21 protein-coding genes and 1 pseudogene are annotated in these 18,720 nt (G+C 66.6%); 5 read left to right on the top strand and 17 right to left on the bottom strand.

The features are described from left to right. Positions 1-65: 65 nt before the first annotated feature. From ON30_RS08100 to ON30_RS08150, 12 genes are all read right to left on the bottom strand, one after another. Positions 66-1,229, bottom strand: a complete 1,164-nt coding sequence (locus ON30_RS08100; RefSeq protein ID WP_040705434.1) for a site-specific integrase — start codon at positions 1,227-1,229, stop codon at positions 66-68. Next, positions 1,229-1,402 (bottom strand): helix-turn-helix domain-containing protein, encoded by a 174-nt coding sequence (locus ON30_RS40060; protein ID WP_169334890.1) that lies wholly within the window; start codon positions 1,400-1,402, stop codon positions 1,229-1,231. The genes ON30_RS08100 and ON30_RS40060 overlap by 1 nt, the downstream gene beginning before the upstream one ends. A gap of 11 nt (positions 1,403-1,413) precedes the next feature. Next, positions 1,414-3,084, bottom strand: a complete 1,671-nt coding sequence (locus ON30_RS08105) for a replication initiator (protein WP_040705436.1) — start codon at positions 3,082-3,084, stop codon at positions 1,414-1,416. Between the two features lie 152 nt (positions 3,085-3,236). Then, entirely contained in the window at positions 3,237-3,413 is a 177-nt protein-coding gene (locus ON30_RS08110; RefSeq protein WP_157183653.1) for a hypothetical protein, read from the bottom strand. After that, a complete protein-coding gene (locus ON30_RS08115; RefSeq protein ID WP_040705439.1) occupies positions 3,410-3,616 on the bottom strand; it encodes a hypothetical protein in 207 nt (68 codons plus the stop codon). The genes ON30_RS08110 and ON30_RS08115 overlap by 4 nt, the downstream gene beginning before the upstream one ends. Beyond that, positions 3,613-3,861 (bottom strand): hypothetical protein, encoded by a 249-nt coding sequence (locus ON30_RS08120; RefSeq protein WP_040705440.1) that lies wholly within the window; start codon positions 3,859-3,861, stop codon positions 3,613-3,615. The genes ON30_RS08115 and ON30_RS08120 overlap by 4 nt, the downstream gene beginning before the upstream one ends. Next, positions 3,858-5,225: an FtsK/SpoIIIE domain-containing protein gene (locus ON30_RS08125; protein WP_051029073.1), complete on the bottom strand. Its 1,368-nt coding sequence runs from the start codon at positions 5,223-5,225 to the stop codon at positions 3,858-3,860. The genes ON30_RS08120 and ON30_RS08125 overlap by 4 nt, the downstream gene beginning before the upstream one ends. After that, a complete protein-coding gene (locus tag ON30_RS08130; RefSeq protein ID WP_157183654.1) occupies positions 5,222-5,482 on the bottom strand; it encodes a hypothetical protein in 261 nt (86 codons plus the stop codon). The genes ON30_RS08125 and ON30_RS08130 overlap by 4 nt, the downstream gene beginning before the upstream one ends. Beyond that, positions 5,482-5,688: a hypothetical protein gene (locus tag ON30_RS08135; RefSeq protein ID WP_157183655.1), complete on the bottom strand. Its 207-nt coding sequence runs from the start codon at positions 5,686-5,688 to the stop codon at positions 5,482-5,484. Before ON30_RS08135 ends, ON30_RS08130 begins: the two co-directional genes overlap by 1 nt. A 31-nt stretch (positions 5,689-5,719) precedes the next feature. Further along, entirely contained in the window at positions 5,720-6,607 is an 888-nt protein-coding gene (locus ON30_RS35980; protein ID WP_051029074.1) for a DUF2637 domain-containing protein, read from the bottom strand. Positions 6,608-6,609: 2 nt separating this feature from the next. Then, positions 6,610-6,846 carry a hypothetical protein gene (locus tag ON30_RS08145; protein ID WP_157183656.1) on the bottom strand — a complete coding sequence of 79 codons (237 nt, stop codon included), beginning with the start codon at positions 6,844-6,846 and terminating at the stop codon, positions 6,610-6,612. A gap of 2 nt (positions 6,847-6,848) precedes the next feature. Further along, a complete protein-coding gene (locus ON30_RS08150) occupies positions 6,849-7,283 on the bottom strand; it encodes a hypothetical protein (protein ID WP_040705448.1) in 435 nt (144 codons plus the stop codon). A gap of 166 nt (positions 7,284-7,449) precedes the next feature. On the opposite strand from ON30_RS08150, the gene ON30_RS08155 reads away from it, so the two are divergent. The 5 genes from ON30_RS08155 (at position 7,450) to ON30_RS08175 (ending at position 13,142) form a co-directional block, all read left to right on the top strand. After that, the gene (locus ON30_RS08155; protein WP_040705450.1) at positions 7,450-8,214 is read left to right on the top strand and encodes a GntR family transcriptional regulator; all 765 of its coding nucleotides are present in this window, start codon (positions 7,450-7,452) and stop codon (positions 8,212-8,214) included. A gap of 13 nt (positions 8,215-8,227) precedes the next feature. After that, on the top strand, positions 8,228-8,887 hold the full coding sequence (locus tag ON30_RS08160; RefSeq protein WP_040705452.1) for a YdcF family protein: 660 nt from the start codon (positions 8,228-8,230) through the stop codon (positions 8,885-8,887). Positions 8,888-10,191: 1,304 nt separating this feature from the next. Continuing rightward, complete coding sequence (locus ON30_RS08165) at positions 10,192-11,541, top strand: hypothetical protein (protein ID WP_245553975.1); 1,350 nt, start codon at positions 10,192-10,194, stop codon at positions 11,539-11,541. 120 nt (positions 11,542-11,661) lie between these two features. Next, positions 11,662-12,789, top strand: coding sequence for a hypothetical protein (locus ON30_RS38915; RefSeq protein ID WP_157183657.1), 1,128 nt, complete (start codon positions 11,662-11,664; stop codon positions 12,787-12,789). After that, positions 12,789-13,142: a DUF6086 family protein gene (locus tag ON30_RS08175; RefSeq protein WP_040705482.1), complete on the top strand. Its 354-nt coding sequence runs from the start codon at positions 12,789-12,791 to the stop codon at positions 13,140-13,142. Before ON30_RS38915 ends, ON30_RS08175 begins: the two co-directional genes overlap by 1 nt. Positions 13,143-13,191: 49 nt before the next feature. Here the strand turns inward: ON30_RS08175 and ON30_RS08180 are convergent, their stop codons facing one another. The 5 genes and pseudogenes from ON30_RS08180 to ON30_RS08200 all read right to left on the bottom strand — a co-directional run. Beyond that, positions 13,192-14,676, bottom strand: a complete 1,485-nt coding sequence (locus ON30_RS08180; protein ID WP_040705456.1) for an ATP-binding protein — start codon at positions 14,674-14,676, stop codon at positions 13,192-13,194. A gap of 362 nt (positions 14,677-15,038) precedes the next feature. Further along, positions 15,039-16,148 (bottom strand): iron-containing alcohol dehydrogenase, encoded by a 1,110-nt coding sequence (locus ON30_RS08185; protein ID WP_040705457.1) that lies wholly within the window; start codon positions 16,146-16,148, stop codon positions 15,039-15,041. After that, positions 16,145-17,338, bottom strand: coding sequence for a phosphoglycerate kinase (pgk, locus tag ON30_RS08190; RefSeq protein WP_040705458.1), 1,194 nt, complete (start codon positions 17,336-17,338; stop codon positions 16,145-16,147). Before pgk ends, ON30_RS08185 begins: the two co-directional genes overlap by 4 nt. Beyond that, entirely contained in the window at positions 17,328-18,419 is a 1,092-nt protein-coding gene (argC, locus tag ON30_RS08195) for an N-acetyl-gamma-glutamyl-phosphate reductase (protein ID WP_040705460.1), read from the bottom strand. The genes pgk and argC overlap by 11 nt, the downstream gene beginning before the upstream one ends. Continuing rightward, positions 18,416-18,720: pseudogene (locus ON30_RS08200) on the bottom strand (hypothetical protein); the annotation flags it as partial. The pseudogene ON30_RS08200 and the gene argC, both read right to left, overlap by 4 nt.

The raw sequence follows: 18,720 nt of genomic DNA on the forward strand, positions 1-18,720 counted from the left end.
GAGGGCCTTTCTGTTTCCGGGAACAACCACCGCGAATCGACTACTTTCCGACTACAAACGCGGGACTACTTTCCCTTCGTGAACTGGTCGAGGGCCTTTCTCGCGTCCGGTCCCATCGTTCGACGTTCGAGATAGTGCCGTTCGGTCGTGGCGAGTTTCGAGTGCGACAACTGGGCCTGAGCTTCGGTCGCGCCGAGGTCATTGCGAACCACTGTCGCGACCGTGGGGCGGAAGCTGCGCGGAGTGATCCACCTCAATTCCTCGGGCAACGCGGCGCGCAGCGAACGACGCAGATTCGCCAGACTCATCCAGCCGCCTTCGCGATTGGTGAACACCGGACTGTCGGGGCCGTCGGCATCGCCGAACAAGACGGTCAGCGCCTCCACCGCGAGGCGAGGCAGAATCAACGTGTGCGCGGGAGCGCCGCCCTTCCGCTCATCCTGTCGGTGCAACGCCTCACCCTTGACCGCGCCGTGGTCGATCATGGTGCCGCTGATCGTCATGGTGGGCGGATCGGCCAACAGGTCCACATCGGACCAGCGCAGCGACAACACCTCGTTCGGTCGGCATCCCGTCGACACCAACACGTCAACGAACTCCGGCAGCTGACGACCAGGCCGGGGGCCGAACCCGCTTTCTCGGTCGCGATAGGCGTGGACAGCCCGACGTACCTGCGCGAACTCGTCGGGAGTGAGCGCCCGTACACCCGACCGCTTACCGCCTGCCCTGCTGGTCTCGCGGATCGGATTCACCGCGATCACATCGCACCGCACCGCCAAACCCATCATGCCGAGCAGCACCACCCGAAACGTTTTCGCATTCGACTCGGAGCGGGCCGCGATCTTGCCGAGATGTGTTTCGGCGCGACTGGTAGACAACTCCCGAATGCGCAGTGCACCAAGCTGTTTGCGTCCATGTCGCTTCCAGGACTGCGAGTACAGGTCGCGAGATTGGCGCTTGAGCTTGGCCTTGGAAGCGAGCCAGACCGGGAACAGTTCGGCCAGCGTGGTGCGGTCAGTGATCTGGGCATCCGCGAGCGGAGTCGTCCGCTCTTTCAGGTGCCGCAGCAGGTTTCGGCGTGCCGCTTCATCGGTGGCCCCGGTGCGCCTGACCTTTCGCCGGTTCCCGTCATCGTCACGGACGTAGGTGTAGGCGGTGGACTGGCCGGGGCCGGTCCGCGTGACAGTGATCTTGCCCCATTCACCCGGGGCCATCCTCTGACGCGGCATCACGCGGCCTGGTCGAGACCGGCGATGTAGTCGGTCACGGCCTGTTCGGTGACGAATCGGCGGCGTCCGATCTTGACCGAGCGGAGTTGCCCGGTGCCGATGAGTTCGTAGTACTTGCTGTGCCCGATCGGGATCAGCTTGCGAACCTCGGTCTCGTTGAGCAGTTTGGACATGGCGTTTCTCCTTATGCCGCGACCGGGTGGCCGGTCGAGTTCTGTTGTGCTGCAACGGTTTCACGTGAAACCGGGTCGCCCGGTGGTCTCTCGTCTCTGGCGAGTTGGGCGGTGGCGTATTGGGCGCGGCGGGTGATCTGGGCCGCGACGGCCGCCATGACCAGGTGTGAGCGTGGGGGCGCGTCACGGTCGCCGGGACCGACCGGGGTGATGCGCAGGTGGGAGGTGTCGGGCGGGATGATCCCGATCTCGGCCAGGCGCTCACGCACGTAGTCGAGGCGTTCGGCTTTGTGGTCGGGCAGGGTCTTGCCGGTCCATTTGGTGGAGGCCACGCAGCGTTTGCCGGGGACGCCGAGCAGGTCACGGCGGTGGTTCTTGCCCCGGCAGTGGCCGGGTTGGGTCTTCTCGGTCGCGCCCTTGGGGACGATGCCGTAGCGCAGCCACACCGCGCAGGTCGGCGAACACGGCGTGCGCTGCAACTCCTGGTGGAGCCGGTCGTAGTGGCGGTTGACCCGTGCGCTGTCGGATTCGAGGACCTCGGTCACGGACTTGGTGAGGTATTTGGTCAGGTAGGCGACCTTGCGATCCATTTCCGGTGTCCCGGCGAGGATCTGGACCGGTTTGGACTGACCGCCGAAGGTCATGGTGTGGGCGGGTTCGATTTCATCGACGGAGGCGATCACGTCCAGGGCGTCGTCCCAGTAGGTCAACGCCCGCCGGGTGTTCGGGTCGGTGAAGGTGCCCGCCTGGTGGTCCCAGACCGGCATGTTGTCGTCGGTGTAGACCTCGTGGTCGAAGTGGGGCCACCAGATGTTGACGAACGTCGCGTCGGTGACCGCGTAGAGCAGTTTCGTCGGGATCGAACCCCGGATAGCGAGATGGATGTGCGGTGCGCCGCGTTTCTGCGGTTCGACGCTGCCCCAGTACTGCACGTTCCAGCCGACCGCCCGACGGAGGTTCTGCACGAACCGTTCGAACAGGGCCTTGAAGTGCATGATGTCGCGGGCGGCGCGCCGGTAGTCGTAGGAGTCCGGGTCGACCGGAGAGCCGTCGGAGACCCACTCGCCGCGCTTGTCCTTGCCGCCCTCGGGGACCCAGACCCGGTTGATCTGACCGTAGGAGTCCATCGTCATCGTCCAGAACGTGGACGGCCGGTATCTGCCGTCGGCGTAGGCGGTCCCGACCGTGGTCCGGGCGACCTTCTTACGCGGCAGGTCCGGCAGATCGTCACGCCGCCTGGTCGACTTCGCCCTACGACGCGGCTTTTCCTCCAGGGCTGGGAGGCGGCCACGCACACCGAGTTCGCGTAGCTCGGTGTCGAGGTCGGCCACCAGAGCCTTGACCGCCTCCGCGAGTTCGTCGTCACCGTCGCGGCGGGCGTCGTGGAAGGCATCGAACAGTGCCGCGCGAGCGCCGAGCACCTCGGTTTGGGCTTCGGTGACCACGGGTTCTGGGGTGACGGGTTCGTGTTCGGCGCACCAGCCCTCGCGCAGCTGCATCACCCGCACGCCCTTGTTCGCCTTCGCGCACGCCGGGCAGGTGGAGGCCACGGTGGCCTTGCACGGGGCACCGACGTAGGAGACGCGGGCGGTGTTCGGGTCGAACGCTCGCATCGGCACCACCCGCGCGCACACGTCGTGTTTCTCGGCGGCGGCTTCGGCGATATCGCGAAGGTCTGGCATCGCACGCCGTTCGGCGGCTGTCTGTCGATTCGGGGCGACAGCACCCAGCGGAGCCGAGACAGCCGTGCCGGGGGTGACAGACCGGAAATCCGGCAGGCTACGACCTGGGGCCGCAGTCTGCCGGACCGGCACCGACGCGCCGTCGGTCGAGTTCACTCGGCCTCCTGGCTCGGGGGATCGAATAGCGACATCTGGCCGTCGGTGGGGGCGTAGAGCTTGGCCGGGAGCCCGTTCGGCGCGGTGGTCCGTCGACGTTTCCGGACACCGGCCGCAGCCTTCGCCACGATCGGATTCGCCTTCGCCGTAGCCGGTTTCGAGGTCTCGGTCATGCCGCCCACCCGCCGTCATCGGTGTCGTCGGTGGCCTCGAGATCCCACACCAGGAAGTGTCCGGTCTCCGCGACCAGGGCGACCGCGACCGACAGCGGATCGGCACCGCGCCGTTCCAGGTGCCCGCGCCGACGGGCGGCGAGGTCGATCACGTTGTCGACGTAGCCGTCGACCGGGCGGCGGGTGTTGTTGTGTCGCTTCATGGTTGGGTTCCTCCGGTCGGATCGGTGTAGTCGGTTTCGTCGCGTTGGATGGCGCGGCAGGCGTCGCACAGGACGCGGTCGCCGTCGTAGACCCACCCGACCTGCGCGGAGCGGTCATCGAGGTAGCTCACGGCTTGGGGGATGGAGTCGAAGCAGATGCCCTCGGCCTCGTGCTCGCTGTAGATGTCGCCGCAGCAGTCGCAGTAGACGACGACGTGGATTTCGGCCACGAATCCCCGTTTCATGCCGCCACCGAGCCCTGTCCGTCACCGGGGATGCCGTCGGCGGCGAACTCGTCGTGCACGCCGAGCGGTTCGGGTTCCTCGGCGGTGGCGGGCGGGGCGACCTCGGGAGCAGCGGCGGCGACCGGGGTGGGGGTGTAGGTGTCAACGATGGCGTCGGCGGTGTCGTCGGACACCCAGAACGCGCGGACGCGGACGAATTCGGTCGAGCCGTCGTGACCGACGTAGCCCACGCCCTGTCTGGTCGCGCTGATCTTGTCGCAGCGCGCGCCGCGAGCCCGAGCGCCTTGCCCGTGGACCATGGCGACCTGTGAGGGTTCGTCCAACCGGAGCCCGATGCGGACCGGGAACAGTTGCCGGACCGGCATGGTCTCCTTGCTGGGGTCCTGCAACGCCGCGATCACCGACACCGCCGCCGCCCGGCCCTGCGACAGCAGAACGCCCATGACTCGTTTGAACTCGGCCTGCTCCTCGCGTGAGGCGTAGGCCGACAGTGCCGCAGCCTCATCGATGACGATCACGATCAGCGGGGCGTCCGGTGTCGGGACGTGCTTGCGGACGCCTTCCGACCGCATGAGCGCCAACCGGTTCCGCAGGGTCGTTTCCGCCCCGGCGAGCAGTTCGAGGATGGAGGGCACATCGGTGGCGAACTCGGCGAACAGCCGGTCTTCCCCGCGCCCGAACTCCGCGCCGCCCTTCGGATCGCACATCACCACCCGCACCAACCCGGCAGCGATGGCGGGGCCGAGTCCGGCCAGCACCGACCAGAGGACCGAGCCTTTCCCGGCGCCGGTGGCCCCCGCGAGCAGGATGTGGCCGTAGAGGACCCGAAGCCGCCACAGGTCGTGGTCCTCGGTCACCCCGACCGGCACCGCCTCCAGATCAACCGAAGAGGACGAGTCGACCGGCGGGAGCGGCACCGCCGCTGCGAGGGTGTCGAAGGTCCGCAGGTCCAGGCGGACCGCGCCGGGGTGCGGGAACGACACCGACACCTCCGGCACCGCGAGGGCCTTGGACAGCTTGTCGCAGACAGTCTCGCTCGCCCAGTCCTCCGACGACTGACCCGCCAGCATCAGCAGATCGACCCGCAGACCGTGGGCGGTGTACACCCAGTCCTCCACCGGCGGGAACCCCGCATCCAGCGACCCGAGCTTCAGCGCCTTGAACAGGTGGGCGCGGCGCTGGGGATCGGCCAACACCGCCACCGCCAACCGCAGATCCAGCGGAGCCAATTCCACGGCTTCGGCGACCTCGGCGTTCTGCGCCGACTGCGACACGCCCTCACCGGCGATCGTGCGCAGCCACCACAGACCCGAGGCACCGGTGGCAAGGCCGCTGGCCAGCATGACGGTTTCCGTGATACTCATCGCGCGCTCCCATCGAATTCGGTGGCCCGGCAGAACATCACGCACCCCGACACCACCGGCGCGACAGGCGCGACAGGCCCGGCGGATGTGGCGGGTGTGGTCGGCGTGGTCGTGTCGGCCGGGGCGGGGGCCGGAGTTTCGGTCACGGTCGCGGCGGGGCGGACGGGTTCGCGGGCGGGCGGGGTGGCCAGGACCCCGGCACCGGCGATCACGGTCACCGACGCGCACACCGCCGTCACCAGAGCGGGGGTACGCATCACGCCACCGCCTTCACAGCGGCGCGGCGGTCGTGTTCGGCGACAGCGGCGACCAGACCGGCGGCGAGGGTGCGGGCATCAGCGATCGTGAGCGAGAGCGCCGAGCCGAGCCCGCCGAGTTCGGCGACGACGCGGGGCGGGGAAGCCGGGTCCTCGGCCAGGGCGTGCGGACGGTAGACGACCCGCCCGATAGTGATGTCGGGCATCGCGGTCAACATCGAGGGCAACGAGTACATGTCAGTGACTCCCAGCAGGGATAGCGATCGGCAACATCGGCTGATGCACCGGTCGCGAGGGACGAACAGGAACCACCCGAGCCACCGGGACCGGCGCAGCGGCCACCCGCAACGGCGCGGGTTCAGGCACGAGAGTGGATTCGGGAGCCGGAACCGGCTCAGCGACAGCAGGTTTCGGGGTGGCGGACTTGGCGTACTTCGCCGCCGTCGCGGCCGACACCCCGAGTTCCCGAGCGATCTCGGCGAACGACTTCCCGGCGGCGCGCAGTTCGACAGCGCGAGCCACCACCGCCGGATCACGACGAGACGACGACGGCTTACGGACAGGCTTCGCGCGACGCACCGGCACCGGCACCGGCACCGGCACCGGCGCGGGTGCGGGTGCGGGGTCGGCGGGAGGAACCGGGACGGGATCGGTCGAGGCAAGCTCACCCGCAACCGACACCGGCACCACCACCGACTCTGCGGAGCGTTGCGAGGCTCGGAACAGCAGCGCCAACCCGTGCGTATCCGCGAGCAGCGATATCGGGGCCACCGCCGCGACGATCGCCGCCGCCCAGCCCGGTAGCGGGTGACCGGAGGCGACCGCGTGCAGGGAATTGCCCGCCACGCTGACCGCCGCGCCGATCACCAACACCGCCAGGAAGAACCGACGCTCCGACCGTCCCGGTGAGACCAGGACACCGAAGGTCGCGAGCAGGATCGTTCCGTCCACGATCAACGGGAACAGCCACGCATCCCGAGCCGGGACCCGCGCCAACACGGCCAGATCGGCCAGGGTGGTGAAGGACAGGCGGAACGCCGCCACCCCGACCGCCACGATGATGACAGCGGCGGACCAGCGCGCCCAACGCATACCCGCCCCCGACAACCGCTGATCCGCCGCCATGATCACGCCGCCCTATCCGACGACGACACAGCCTCAGCGGCATCGTGCTCGGCCAGGACCACCGGCAACCGCTCGGCCAGATGGCGCGCGTCCTCGATGCTCAACGACAGCCAAACCGACGTGCCGTCCAACTCGACGTACACCGCCGCCGCGACCGGGTAGCCCTCACCCTTACGGGCCGGGTGGTACGACGCGGAAACGCCGTCGTAGCCCGACACCACCGAACTGATGAACGACATGATCACGCCGCCTTACCGGCCGGAGCCGACTTCGCGCCGGAGTTGTCGCCCTTGATCCCCGTCGCGCGGATCATGAAGCCGATCGACTTGAACTGCCCGTTGCCGACCACCCGAGGCTTGAGCAGCAAGCCCTCCAACTCGATCGGACGCAGACCCTCCAACACCTCCGGTTCCGAAGGCACCGGCATCTGATCGGCGACGAAAGTGATGTCGAAACCCGCCTGAGCCGCCTTGCCGCCCGTCCGGTCCATGATCGTGGCCTTCCACAGGCGCTTACCGGTCCCGCGACCCTCACGGTCGAAATCGACCGCCTGACGCTTCGGCGCGTCACGGTTCTCGCTGAACTCCGTCTGCGGCTCGATGTCGCCCATCAGCAACACGCCCTTGGGGAACACAGCACGGAAATCCGTCGGAATCCACATGTCCTTCAAAGCCATCTCGTCATCTCCTGTCGCTCATGCGCGGTGAATAGAACCACCTCTATAGGAACACTGCCCGCTCCAGTCTGCAATAGAGGTGGTTCTATTCGGCCGAAAATACCGATTTCTCGGTTAGAGCTACCCTTAACGGGCAAGCGTTGGCATAGGAAAGGACGGGATCGACATGAGCGGATACCGCGAAGTGGCGGCCAGCCTGCGCGAGGACATCCAGAGCGGCGACTACGCGCCTGGAACCACGTTGCCGAAGCAGAACGAACTAGCCGAGCGGTTCCGAGTCAACGTCAAAACGATCCGTCTAGCCGTCGCGCAACTGGAGGCGGAAGGGCTCGTCACTCCGATACGGCGACGCGGGACCGTTGTACGCGAGCGCCCCGCGATGAAACGGCTGGGCATCGAGCGCTACGCCAAGAGCAAGTGGAAGTTCGGCGACACCGTTGCCTTTGTCGCAGACCGGGAAGCGTCCGGCCGTCCGTGGAAACTCACTGATCAGACGCAGAAGGTCGCCCTTATCGAGGCAGACGCGGAGGTGGCCGAGGCGTATGACATCGCGCCGAACACGCCCGTGTACGAGCGTGCACGGATCGTGCGTGAAGGCGGACGCCCGACGCACACCCTCAGCAGCTACTACCTGCCCGAAATCGTGGAAGGCACGCCCCTGGTAGACCCGACGCCAGGACCGGCAGGGCGTGGCGGTGGTCTGGCAGTTCTCACCATGCAGGGCTACGAGCCGGACCACATGTCCGAGACGATCTGCGCGCGGATGCCGACGCCAGACGAGATGACCACCTTGGAACTGTTGGCAGGCGAACCGGTGATGATCCTGACGCGGCGTACCTTCACCGCTGAAGATGTGCTCGTAGAGTTTGCTCGTGGTGTCCATGCGGCCTCGCGATTCGCGTGGACCTACGACTTCAAGCTGCCCGACTAGGAGGGACCGTCCCATGACATCGGTGGCCGTCGCACAACAGTTGCGCCCGGAGGTCGAAACCCTCTGGGACTACAACCAGATGCACCACCAACTACGGCCCACCGATGTCGGGATCGGACTAGGCGGGCACGACCTCGGCGTAGCAGTCCATATCGCGAACCTCTACCACCGCGGACTATTCCCCTTGGTCGTCTTCACCGGAGCCAACGCCCCCACCACGGTCGAACGGTTTCCGCGTGGTGAAGCCGTGCACTTCCGAGAGAAGGCCATCGAACTCGACGTGCCGCCCGAGGTGATCCTTGTCGAGCCCGACGCCACCAATACCGGCGAGAACATCGACTACACGCGAGACCTCCTGCGGGACAGGACATCGGTGCAATCGGTGTTGCTGGTTTCACGGCCCTACCAGCAGCGCCGCAGCTACGCCATCTGCCGGAAGCGGTGGCCCGAGGTCGACGTCTTGTGCTCATCGAGCGCTCAGCCGCTCGATGAATACGTCAGCGAGATTGGGGACGCGGATCGCGTCGTCAACATGCTCGTCGGCGACACTCAACGCGTCTGGGTTTACGCAGCCAAAGGCTGGGCCATCGAACAGGACGTGCCCGACCGCGTCCACGAGGCTTACACGCGACTCGTGGATGCGGGTTTCAACGAGCGGCTGCTTCCCGAATAGGTCCGCACAGTTCGCACGGTCGGCACCTTCCCAAAGTGGTTGCTGAATTTCGCTATATAGAGTCAAGAGCACCCCGGCGGCGCTCCGCGCCGCCGCCGCGCACGCCACGCAACGGCACCCTCCTCGCAGGCTCGTCGGGCACCGGCGCGGCGGTGCGTCGGCGGACGGGATCGCCGCCAGGGCGCTCGGACTCACCGCGCGGACATCCGCATCACCCCGGAAGCGTGGACAGGCACTCAGCCGCCCGAGTCCGCATTGCTGAGAGAATCCGGCGAGCCCGATCGGAGTGGCCCCGTCGAGCCGAAATCGTCGGCGCCGCGATCCGGTCGACTCACAAACGGGCTGCCGCACGAGCTTCGCTCGCTTGCCTCGGAGACCACCTACCGCACACCGAGCCGTGGCCGGTCCCAGCCGATTCGATACCGGCCCCGAGTCCGGTCATGACCGCGCGGTCGAAGGACCGGCTGAACTGGGTGGATGGATTGCTGAGAGAATCCGGCGGTGGTGTGGGGGAGTGGAGCGCCCTTCGGTCGCTTGGCCCTGGACTGTGTTGGCCTGCATTGTGATCCCGCGCCCCTCACACCTCAAGGGCGCGACAAGTCGCGTCGGCACGCCGATGGCCCAAGGGCCACCCTTGACCTGTGAGCCTCTGCGCGTGACGGGCAGGCCCTATGGGGCAGGCGGGTAGCCAGCCCCCTTCATGTGCACCCCAACCCAGCACAGGGCCACCGTGGTCACCTCATGACCCACCGACCACTTTCAGACTACAAACGGCCCGAAATCGGAACGGATACGAGCGGACAACGGCGTATCTAGCAGCCGGATAGTGGCTGGTAGCAGCATGTTTGGGCAGACATCAGCGAACACAGATGGAGCGCCGAAAGTACCGGCAGGTTTCTGGTTCGAGTCCAGATGGGGGAGCATAATTAGGCCCCTGACCAGCTGAATTTGTCAGGGGCCTGATTCATTTCATCCGTTGGATTCGACCATTTCCCAAGAAAACGCCAACGTTCATCGCCACAACGTTCGTCAGCTGGTCGTCGTGCTGAAGCTGAACTCCAGCACCGCCGATGAGCCCGGTGTCTGAGTGGGTGGCAGGATGCAATGCCGCTCGGTGATCCCCTCACTGGGATTCGGACCGTCAAGGGCAACAGACGCCGTAGGGAGCGCCGCGCAGATAGCGGACTGCTCGGAATATTTCGATCTATACGCGTAGTCACTTGGTTACTCTGGCAACCTGAAGGCACCCAGCAGACTGGTAAGGGTCAGGAGGGCTCATGGGGCGCGCGCCTGACTATGTGAGCGTGGCGCAGTTCGAGTTGTTGACCTGGATCGCCGATGGATGTGCCGAAGGCGTGTACGAGGGGACTTCGCATCGTGTCTCCGCTCGCGCCCTGCACAATCGAGGTCTGGTTCTGGTCGAAGGGCAGGGTAAGAACTGGGCGGCGACGATCACTCCGAAGGGGACAAAGCTCCTGGAGGAGCACGCCGCACGTATCGAGGCGGCGCGAGAGCGTCAGCTGCGCGAGGAAGTAGCGCGGGCTGAAAGCGAGCGCAAACGACAAGAGCGGCGAAAGCACGCCGTCGAAATGTTGGAGGCTGTCGTCGCGGCGGGCGGACGCCTGGAGCTGGGGCCGGATGTAGAGTCCCATCGAGTTGCGGAGATCGCTGATCTCTTGGCGAGGGAAAGGCTGTTGCCGCCGGAGCAGCGCCTCGCGCAGGAGCCGACACTGATGGACCCGGTGCTCGGCGTCACGGTCTACCTGGAGCCGGACTTCGCGGCGTTGACGTCACCGAGAGCTATCGAGGTCCCACAACAGATTCGGGACCCTCATCCTGCCGTGGATGTTTTCAGGGACAAGCGCGCGTACGTGTCCAAGCCGCAGATCGCACGGGCGGCGAGGATTCTCCAGGCACTCGTGTCCGCTGCGTTGGAAATGGGTTGGAAGGTGCCTGCCAAAGCCGCGAGCACCTATACCGGGCGCGAGGAAGCTGGCGCGGATCTGTCACTCAAGTTGCCTTCGCAAGAGATTGTCGTCACGGTTCGTGAGCTCGACGAGCGAGGCCGCGGCGGGCGCGCCTTCACGTCCGACACCGACTACTACACGCGGGAGCAGCGTACGAGAGCGAACCGCAACTTCGTGGGCTCCGGCAGGCTGGAACTCACGCTGACGAAGGCATGGGAGCAGCAACCGATCCTCACACTGCGCGACACGAGAGAACACACTCTCGACGAGCAGTTGCCCACGCTCATTCGCACACTCGAGATCGCCGAGAAGGAGGCCGAGTGGAAACGGAAGGAAGAGGCTCGCCGGAGCAAGATTCGTGAGCTTCGCTGGGAGCAGGTGAAGAAGGCAGCCTTCGTTGAGCTTGCCTATGAACGCAATGCCGAGCAGCTTCGCGATCAGCTGACACAGCGTGATGCCGCTGCGGCGATGCGCGATTACGCCGACGAGATCGTTGCGCGGGCCGCGCGGCTGGAACCCTCCGACGCCCAGGCCGCACACGAGTGGGCTGACTGGATCCGTCGGCACGCTGAGCGCACTGACCCTATCTACGGACCGCTGGCTGTCCTTCGCGTCGAATCCTGCGGCCATGAAGAACTCCAACCGCATATGAACGGATGGAGCACACACGGACCGTTTCGTCGTTAGTGCCTCGTCAAGCAACCTTCGGTAGGTAATCCGGCTCCCTGATTACCACCGCGAATCCGAACCCTCATTGAAGCCGGCGGGGAAGCTATAGTCCTCCGGTAAGGGCGCCAACAGCCGTCTGTGCGAGCTCAGATGCCGCCGCCTCGGCGAAAAGACCGCCGAATCCTGCGGCGGTTCGACTCAAGACTCGCCACCGGCTCCGCACTGTTTGCGGGCTCGGGTTCTCCTGGTTTGCAGCGTCTTCGAAGTCGTCGATGGCCTGATTGGCATCCGATCGATCGTCTTCGTTTCGATTCCGGAGGCGGCTGCACGGAGCTGGTCGAGAAGCTGGACCAAATCGGGGCCGACATGCTGGACATGCTGTCACGCGTCACGATTACTGACGGTCGCCTCCGGGCTCGAACGCGGCTACGGCGCCGACGTTCCGAAGGACATTCCGAACCACGCAGCAACCTTCGTGCGCTCGCCCGCAGCCTTCGCGAGATCTTCACCGCAGCCCACGATATCGCGGCTGCGGTCGACACTCACAACGTCGCTTTGACCACGATGCGTTCGGACATGAACACCCAATTCGCCATGGTGGTGGTCGTTACCGCCATTCAGATCGGGCATTCGATGGTGCGGGTCGAAGAGCCGCAGGCCAAGCAGAAGACACCGCACGAGAAGAAGACATCCAACGATCGCCGAGAAGAGATCGACTTCCTTGATCAGGCTGCCGGAGCTCTGGCTGGTCCCGCCAACACGTTCCTCGCCAAGCTCGGCGGATTCACCTTTTCCGTGCCGGTCCTCACGACCGGCGGGCTGCTGAGCATTGTAGAGCTGCCGATACTCCTCACTACAGCGAGCCCGACAGAGGATGTCACGTTCACTGATCCACGCCGACCTCATCTGGGTAGCGATGGGAAATATCATGTGCAGGATGGGGATCGAGAAGTGCAGATCGACAATCCGAACGACACATCCAAGACAATCACTGATATCGATGAGGTCAAGAATGGAGTTCTATGGGAGGAGAAGTCGGCCACGAACGCCGCCGATGTCGAAAAATGGGTTGCGAAACAGGTGGAAAAGAAGTTGGGTTCCTACATCGAGGCTCGACAGTATATCGATGGTTATGAGCAGGCTCCCATCGGACTGCGGTTCACGACCCGGGGCGTCGATCCTGGTTTCCGAGCGCAGGTGGAGGCTGCAGTCGAGAAGATGCGTGCCGACAATCCAGGCGTCCAGATCCTAGTAGAGTGGGCATGATGAGTTACGCATTCGAGGTCGGCGACAAGACGGTATGGAGTCCGTCGTTGCGAGTAGGCGACCTGTTCGTACGCATGCATACCGACACTTGCTCGGTATTGGGTACTGCAACCGGCTTGACAGCGATCGCCAGCGATATGTACGAAATAGATATCGAGGTCTTCGAACGTGCGACGATGGTCATCTTCAACGAATACTCATCGTCCCAGAATGCCACTTTCAAGGCGATGCTGGGTGCAACGCTGGGCCCAGCGGTCAATATCCTCAATTACTGTCAGCGTCCTCTGATCCCGAGGTCCGACGAAGAAGGCGATTTCATCTCCTGGGCGAATGACCTCCGTATGCCCAGGTAGTGCTGGTCGATGCCGTGAGGTGCGTGCGATTCTCGATCGTGGAAGCCGGCTACCGGGCATAAAGCTGCGGGAGTCCGATCAGCAATACGTCGGGGTCTTGGTCTGCCCGTCGGCGCAGGGCGTCGCTGAATCCCGCTCCACTGAAGCAGGCCAGGCGGCAGGCCGAGGTGTCGAACGAACCCTCGCTCAATACTTCACGGGCGCGGGCGAGTCGGTCCAGGTGGCCGATGCCCATGGTGATTCCCCATTTCGCCTCGCCGATCAACAGGACGCCCGCGCTGCGCCCGCCGTCGCCGGGGTGAGTGACGGCGACATCGATCTGGATCTGTTTGCGAGCCTTCGGATCGGTGACGACACCGCAGCCGATTTCGCCGAAAAGTGCGGTCGGGCCGAGTAGTTCGTCACCGTCATCCAGGACGTATTCTCGGCACATCGACTCGAAGTGCGGTCCGGCGACTTGCGAGGCGAACCGCTCTTTCGACCTGGCCCACACTTGCCGGCCCTGACCGCTTTCGAGGCGCGCCCACGCGGGACGCATGACGGCCTCGTAGAAATTGATCAACGGTTCGGTGATTCGGTAGACGGATTTGCCGGCCCGGAACACATCCTGCTCGCGCACCAGCAGGTGGCAGTCCTCCAGCACGGTGAGCGGGTGGGAGATGTCCACGGCCTTGCGGCCGATGTAGCCGGCGATTCCGCCGCGGGTGTTGTTGCCTTGCGCGACCGCGGCGAGGACCGAGTGGTACAGCGCGGTATCGCGGATCTCGGCCTCCTCGGCCAACAGGTAGCGAGCCTCCCGGAACAACGGGCTGAGCGGCGACAACACCGTACGTGACACCCACGCGTCGAAATCGTCCAGCGAAGTGGGAACGTCGTCGGCGAGGAATTGCCGCCGATACGCGGGAGTCCCCCCGAGCACCGCATGCAGTTGCGCCGCCAACGACGGGTCTGCTGCGACACCCCAGAACGACGCGGCGGCGCGGTACCCGAACGGACGGACCACCATCTCGAGCTGGGCGCGCCCGCGCAGGGGCGCGTTGCTGGCCAGCAGGCCGCCCATGACCGACATCGCGGATCCGCAGAGCAGCAAACGGATTCCGCTCGGCTCCGTCTGATACCGGTCGATCTCCCGTTGCAGCAACGACGGGAGTTCCGGGACCGCTTTGACCAGATAGGGGAACTCATCGATCACCACGAGTAGCGGCTCGTTCGCGCGTTCACGCGCGGCCGAGCCGAACAGGTAGGTGATCGCGTGATCCCAGTTCTGGAACGAAATCGGCACCTCGGTGCCGGTGAATTCGGCGACCGCGGCCCCGAATTGCCGCAGCGATTCACCACCGGTGGCCGTGGTCGCGCCGAAGTAGAAGCCGCCCGCACTCTCGACCAACGCGCGGAGCAGATACGTCTTACCCATCCGTCGCCGACCGCTGACGATGCCGAGCTGGGCCGTCTTCGCCGGTCGCGAGGCGAACGTGACCAGGCCGTCCCATTCCAGGTCTCGGCCGAACAGATGATCGGGCTTCGGTGTCGCCATCACCCTTTCTCCGGGATTGTTAGGAGTACAGTCCTTTGGAGTGTACTCCTAACTATAGACAAGAACATGTGCGAGGTCACGGGTGTCTTCTCCGTCAGTTTTCGAGCAAATCCGTTCGTGGTCGGCCGAGCTACGGGAGATTTCGCGGTAGGTGATGCGGTGACGTTGTATCGGCTGATGGGACGACTGTCGACGGGCGAGTCGAGGTGTTCCACATTCGCGCAGCGGAGGACGGCGTGTTTCCGAGGAGATCTCTCGCGAGGTTCGGGTGGGTGACGTCGTTCGGAGCTCTCGAGCCACCGGCCCTCGTGAATTCGGTGCGGGGAAGTGGGCGGGCTCGGAAGTTGTTCAGCCGGAGGCGCTTACAGCGATGCTTCGAGGATGGTGTGGTAGGTGTCGGGGTCGGGGTGGGGGATGGGGTCGTTTTCGGTGTTGCCGGTGACGGCGGCTATGACGGTGGGGAGGTGGGCGGGGGTGAGGGAGTGGTCGCGGAGGCGGCCGGTGATGCCGGTGTCGGTGAGTAGGCGGGTGATCGCGTGGTGGGGGTCGGGGGAGCCGAGGAGGGTGGCGATGGTGTCGAAGGCGGAAGGGGCGTGGGGGTAGGCGGTTTCGAGCCAGGCGGGGTAGACCAGGGCGAGGCCGCGGCCGTGGGTGATGGGGATGACGGACCCGAGGGCTTGTTGGAGGCGGTGGGGCAGGCAGGTGCTGGCGGTGGCGACGTTGAAGCCGCCGAGCAGGGCGGCCAGGGCGAGGTCGTCGAGGATCTCGGGGGAGGTGTCGCCCGCGACGAAGTGGGGGAGGCGGTGGGCGATGAGGTGCAGGGCTTGTTCGGCCCAGTGGCGGGTGAGGGGGTTGGCGCGGCGGGCGACGTAGCCTTCGACGGCGTGGGCGAGGGCGTCGAATCCGGCGTCGCGGGCCAGGGTGGGGGTGGCGGTGCCGGAGGCGGTGGGGTCGATGAGGGCGGTGTGCGGGAACAGGGCCGCGCCGCGGATGCCGGATTTGAGGCCGCGGTCGACGTCGGTGATGATCGCGCCTTTGGTGACTTCGGCGCCGCTGCCCGCGGTGGTGGGCACGGCGATGACGGGGGTGAGCGGGTCGTCGGGGAGGGTGGTGGCGACGAGCGGTCCGACGGGGCCGTGGCGCAGTCCGGCGGCGACGGCTTTGGCGGTGTCGATGGCGCTGCCGCCGCCGAGGCCGATGACGACTTCGCATCCGGTGGCGGCGGCGAGGGCGACGGCGGCGTCGGCTTCGTCGGAACGCGGATCGGGGCTGACCCGGTCGAACAGGACGGTGCTGACCTTCGCGGCGTGCAGGGTGGCTTCGACGGAGGCGAGCAGTCCGGTGGCGCGCGCGGAGTTCCGGCCGCACACCAGCAGCGCGGCGCCGCCGAGTTCGGCGGTGACCCGGCCGAGTTCGGTGATCCGCCCGCGGCCGAACAGGACCCGTGTGGGGATGTGCAGGTCGAGGATCATCGTCGGACTCCTGTGCGGTGGCGGGTGAGCGCTTCGAGGACGGCGCCGGTGCCGGTGGCGAGGTATTCGAGGGCGGAGCCGCCGCCGGTGGAGGACGGTCCGTTCCAGGGCAGGTCGGCGACGGTGTCGCCGCCCATGAGCAGGGTGTGCCAGCGCGGGCCGCGCAGGGCGCGCAGCAGCAGGTCGGCGGCGCGGCCGTGGCCGTCGAGGTAGCGGCTCGGGGTGCCCGCGACGACGGCGCGCGCGTCGCGGCCCGGGTCTTGCAGGCGGGTGAGGATGTCGGGGCGCGGCAGGAAGTCGACGATGGCGAGTCCGGCGGGCACGCCGTCGGCGACGGCGACCAGTGTCGGAACGCCGTCGGGGGTGCGGGGATCGACGGCGACGACGTGGTCGGGCAGGTGGATCTCGGCGCGATTGTCGCGGGCGAGCACCTCGGTGGCCACCCGCAGGCAGCGTTCGGGTGCGCCGCCGAGTTCGGAGGCGCCGATGTCGTGGCCCGCGGCGCGCAGCAGGGTGTTGAGGACCACGCCGCCCGGGATGACGAGGTCGTAGCCGAGGGTGAGGTGGGCCAGTCCGTGGACGGTCTTCTCCGGCTTGGTCCCGCCGAGTACGGCCACCGAGAACAGGTCCTCGCGCACACCGGTCCAGGGCGTGAGCGCGGTGATCTCCTCGACGAGACTGTCGGCCGCGTAGGCGGGGAGCAGGTCGACCAGGCCGACGTTGGAGGCGTGGGCGCGGTGGGCTTTGGAGAAGCCGCCCACGGCGACGCGGTCGCCGAGGCGCGCGAATTCCCGGGCCAGCGCGGGGTCGTTGCGTTCCTCGCCCGCGTGGAATCGGGTGTTGCCGAACAGGGCGAGCTGTCCCGGTTCGAGCGCGTGTGCGCGAGCGACCGCCGCCGCGCCGGTGTTGTCCTCGACGTAGTCGACGGGGCGGCGCAGGCGGCGGGCGAGATGGTCGGCGATGTGGCCGAGGGGGCGGGCGGTGCCGTCGCGGTGGCTGCCCTGGTGGGACAGGATGGCCACGCGCGCGCCCGCGGCGGCGAGTCGGTCCAGGTCGGCGAGTTCGCAGTCGATGCGGTCGGTGTCGCGCAGGTCCGCGTCGACGTTGCAGCCCGCCGAGTAGATCCAGCGGTCCCCGGCCGCGACGGGTTGATCGGACAGCAGGGGTAGGTGGGCGGGGTCAGAACCCATAGTGGCGCAGCCCGGTGGTCTCCTCGAGACCGAGCACGAGGTTCATGTTCTGGATGGCGGTGCCCGCCGCGCCCTTGACCAGGTTGTCGGTGACCGCGACCACCTTGGCGATGCCGCGCGCCGGGTCGACGTCCACGCCGAGGTGGCAGAAGTTCGATCCGCGCACCGCTCCGATCGACGGGTAGAGCTCGTATTCCTTGGCGTTGAGTCCTTTTCGTCGCCGCTGATCGTTGACGAGGACGAAGTACTCGCCGTCGTGGCCGCGACCGTAGTGGTCGAGGTAGAGCGCGAGCAGGTCCTCGCGGGTGCGGTCGGCGGCGAGGGGGATGTTGGCCTGGAGGTGGATGCCGCGGGCGAAAGGGCCGTGGGCGGTGTTGAAGTCGACGGACACCTCCCGGCCGACGCGGTCGGTGAAGACCATTTCCAGTTCGGGGCCGTGACGGTGGCCTTCGAGGCTGTAGGCGAGCATGGATTCGGCCATCTCGGCGTGCATGGTGGGTTTGTTCGGGGTGTTGCCCGCGCCGCTGGTGCCGTTGACGGCGTGGATGGACAGTCCGCGCGCGGTGTCGGCCCATCCGTTGTCGAGCAGGGGGGCGGCCGCGAGGACGGCGGTGATCGCGTAGCAGCCGGGGTTGGCGACGAGGGTGCTCGACGCGATCTGCTTGCGGTGCATTTCGGGGATGCCGTAGACGGCGTGGGCGAGCAGGTCGGGACTCTCGTGCCGGGGGCCGTGCACGCGTTCGTATCGCGCCGGGTCGGGGAAGCGGAAGTCGGCGCTGAGGTCGACGACTTTCACCCCGGCGTCGTGGAAGACGCGCGCCGTGCGCATGGCCTCGCCGGTCGGGGTGCTGAAGAACACGACGTCGAGTTCGGCGGCGCGCGAGGTCAATTCGTTCACGGACAGGAAGTTCGTGCCGCTGCCCAGCAGGTTGGGGTGGACGCGCTCGAACGGTTCGTCGGACCGCGAGGTCGGCAGGATCGTGGCGACCTCGGGGTGGCCGAGCAGCAGCCTGCACAGTTCGCGCCCGGTGTGGCCGGTGCCGCCGACGATGCCGACGGTCAGTGCGCGGGGTGATGTCATCGGAGCTCCTCGGCGTCGGACGAATGGATGATGACCTTGCCCGCCAGCCCCGCCGCCGCGTCGGCGACGCGCAGGGCCGCGGCGGTCTCGGCAAGCGGGAAGCGGTGGGTCACCAGGGAAGTCGGGTCGATCGACCCGTCGGCCACCCGGGCGATGACCTCGCCGAAGTCGGCGGGGGTGCTCAACGCGGAGAACCGCACCGTCAGTTCGGCGGAGACGAAGGCGTTGAGGTCGAAATCCTGGCGGTTCTCGAAATAGCTGACCACGACGACGAGCCCGCCGGGCCTGGTGATCGCGCAGG

This window comes from Nocardia takedensis NBRC 100417 (genome assembly GCF_000308695.1).
Lineage (GTDB): Bacteria > Actinomycetota > Actinomycetes > Mycobacteriales > Mycobacteriaceae > Nocardia > Nocardia takedensis.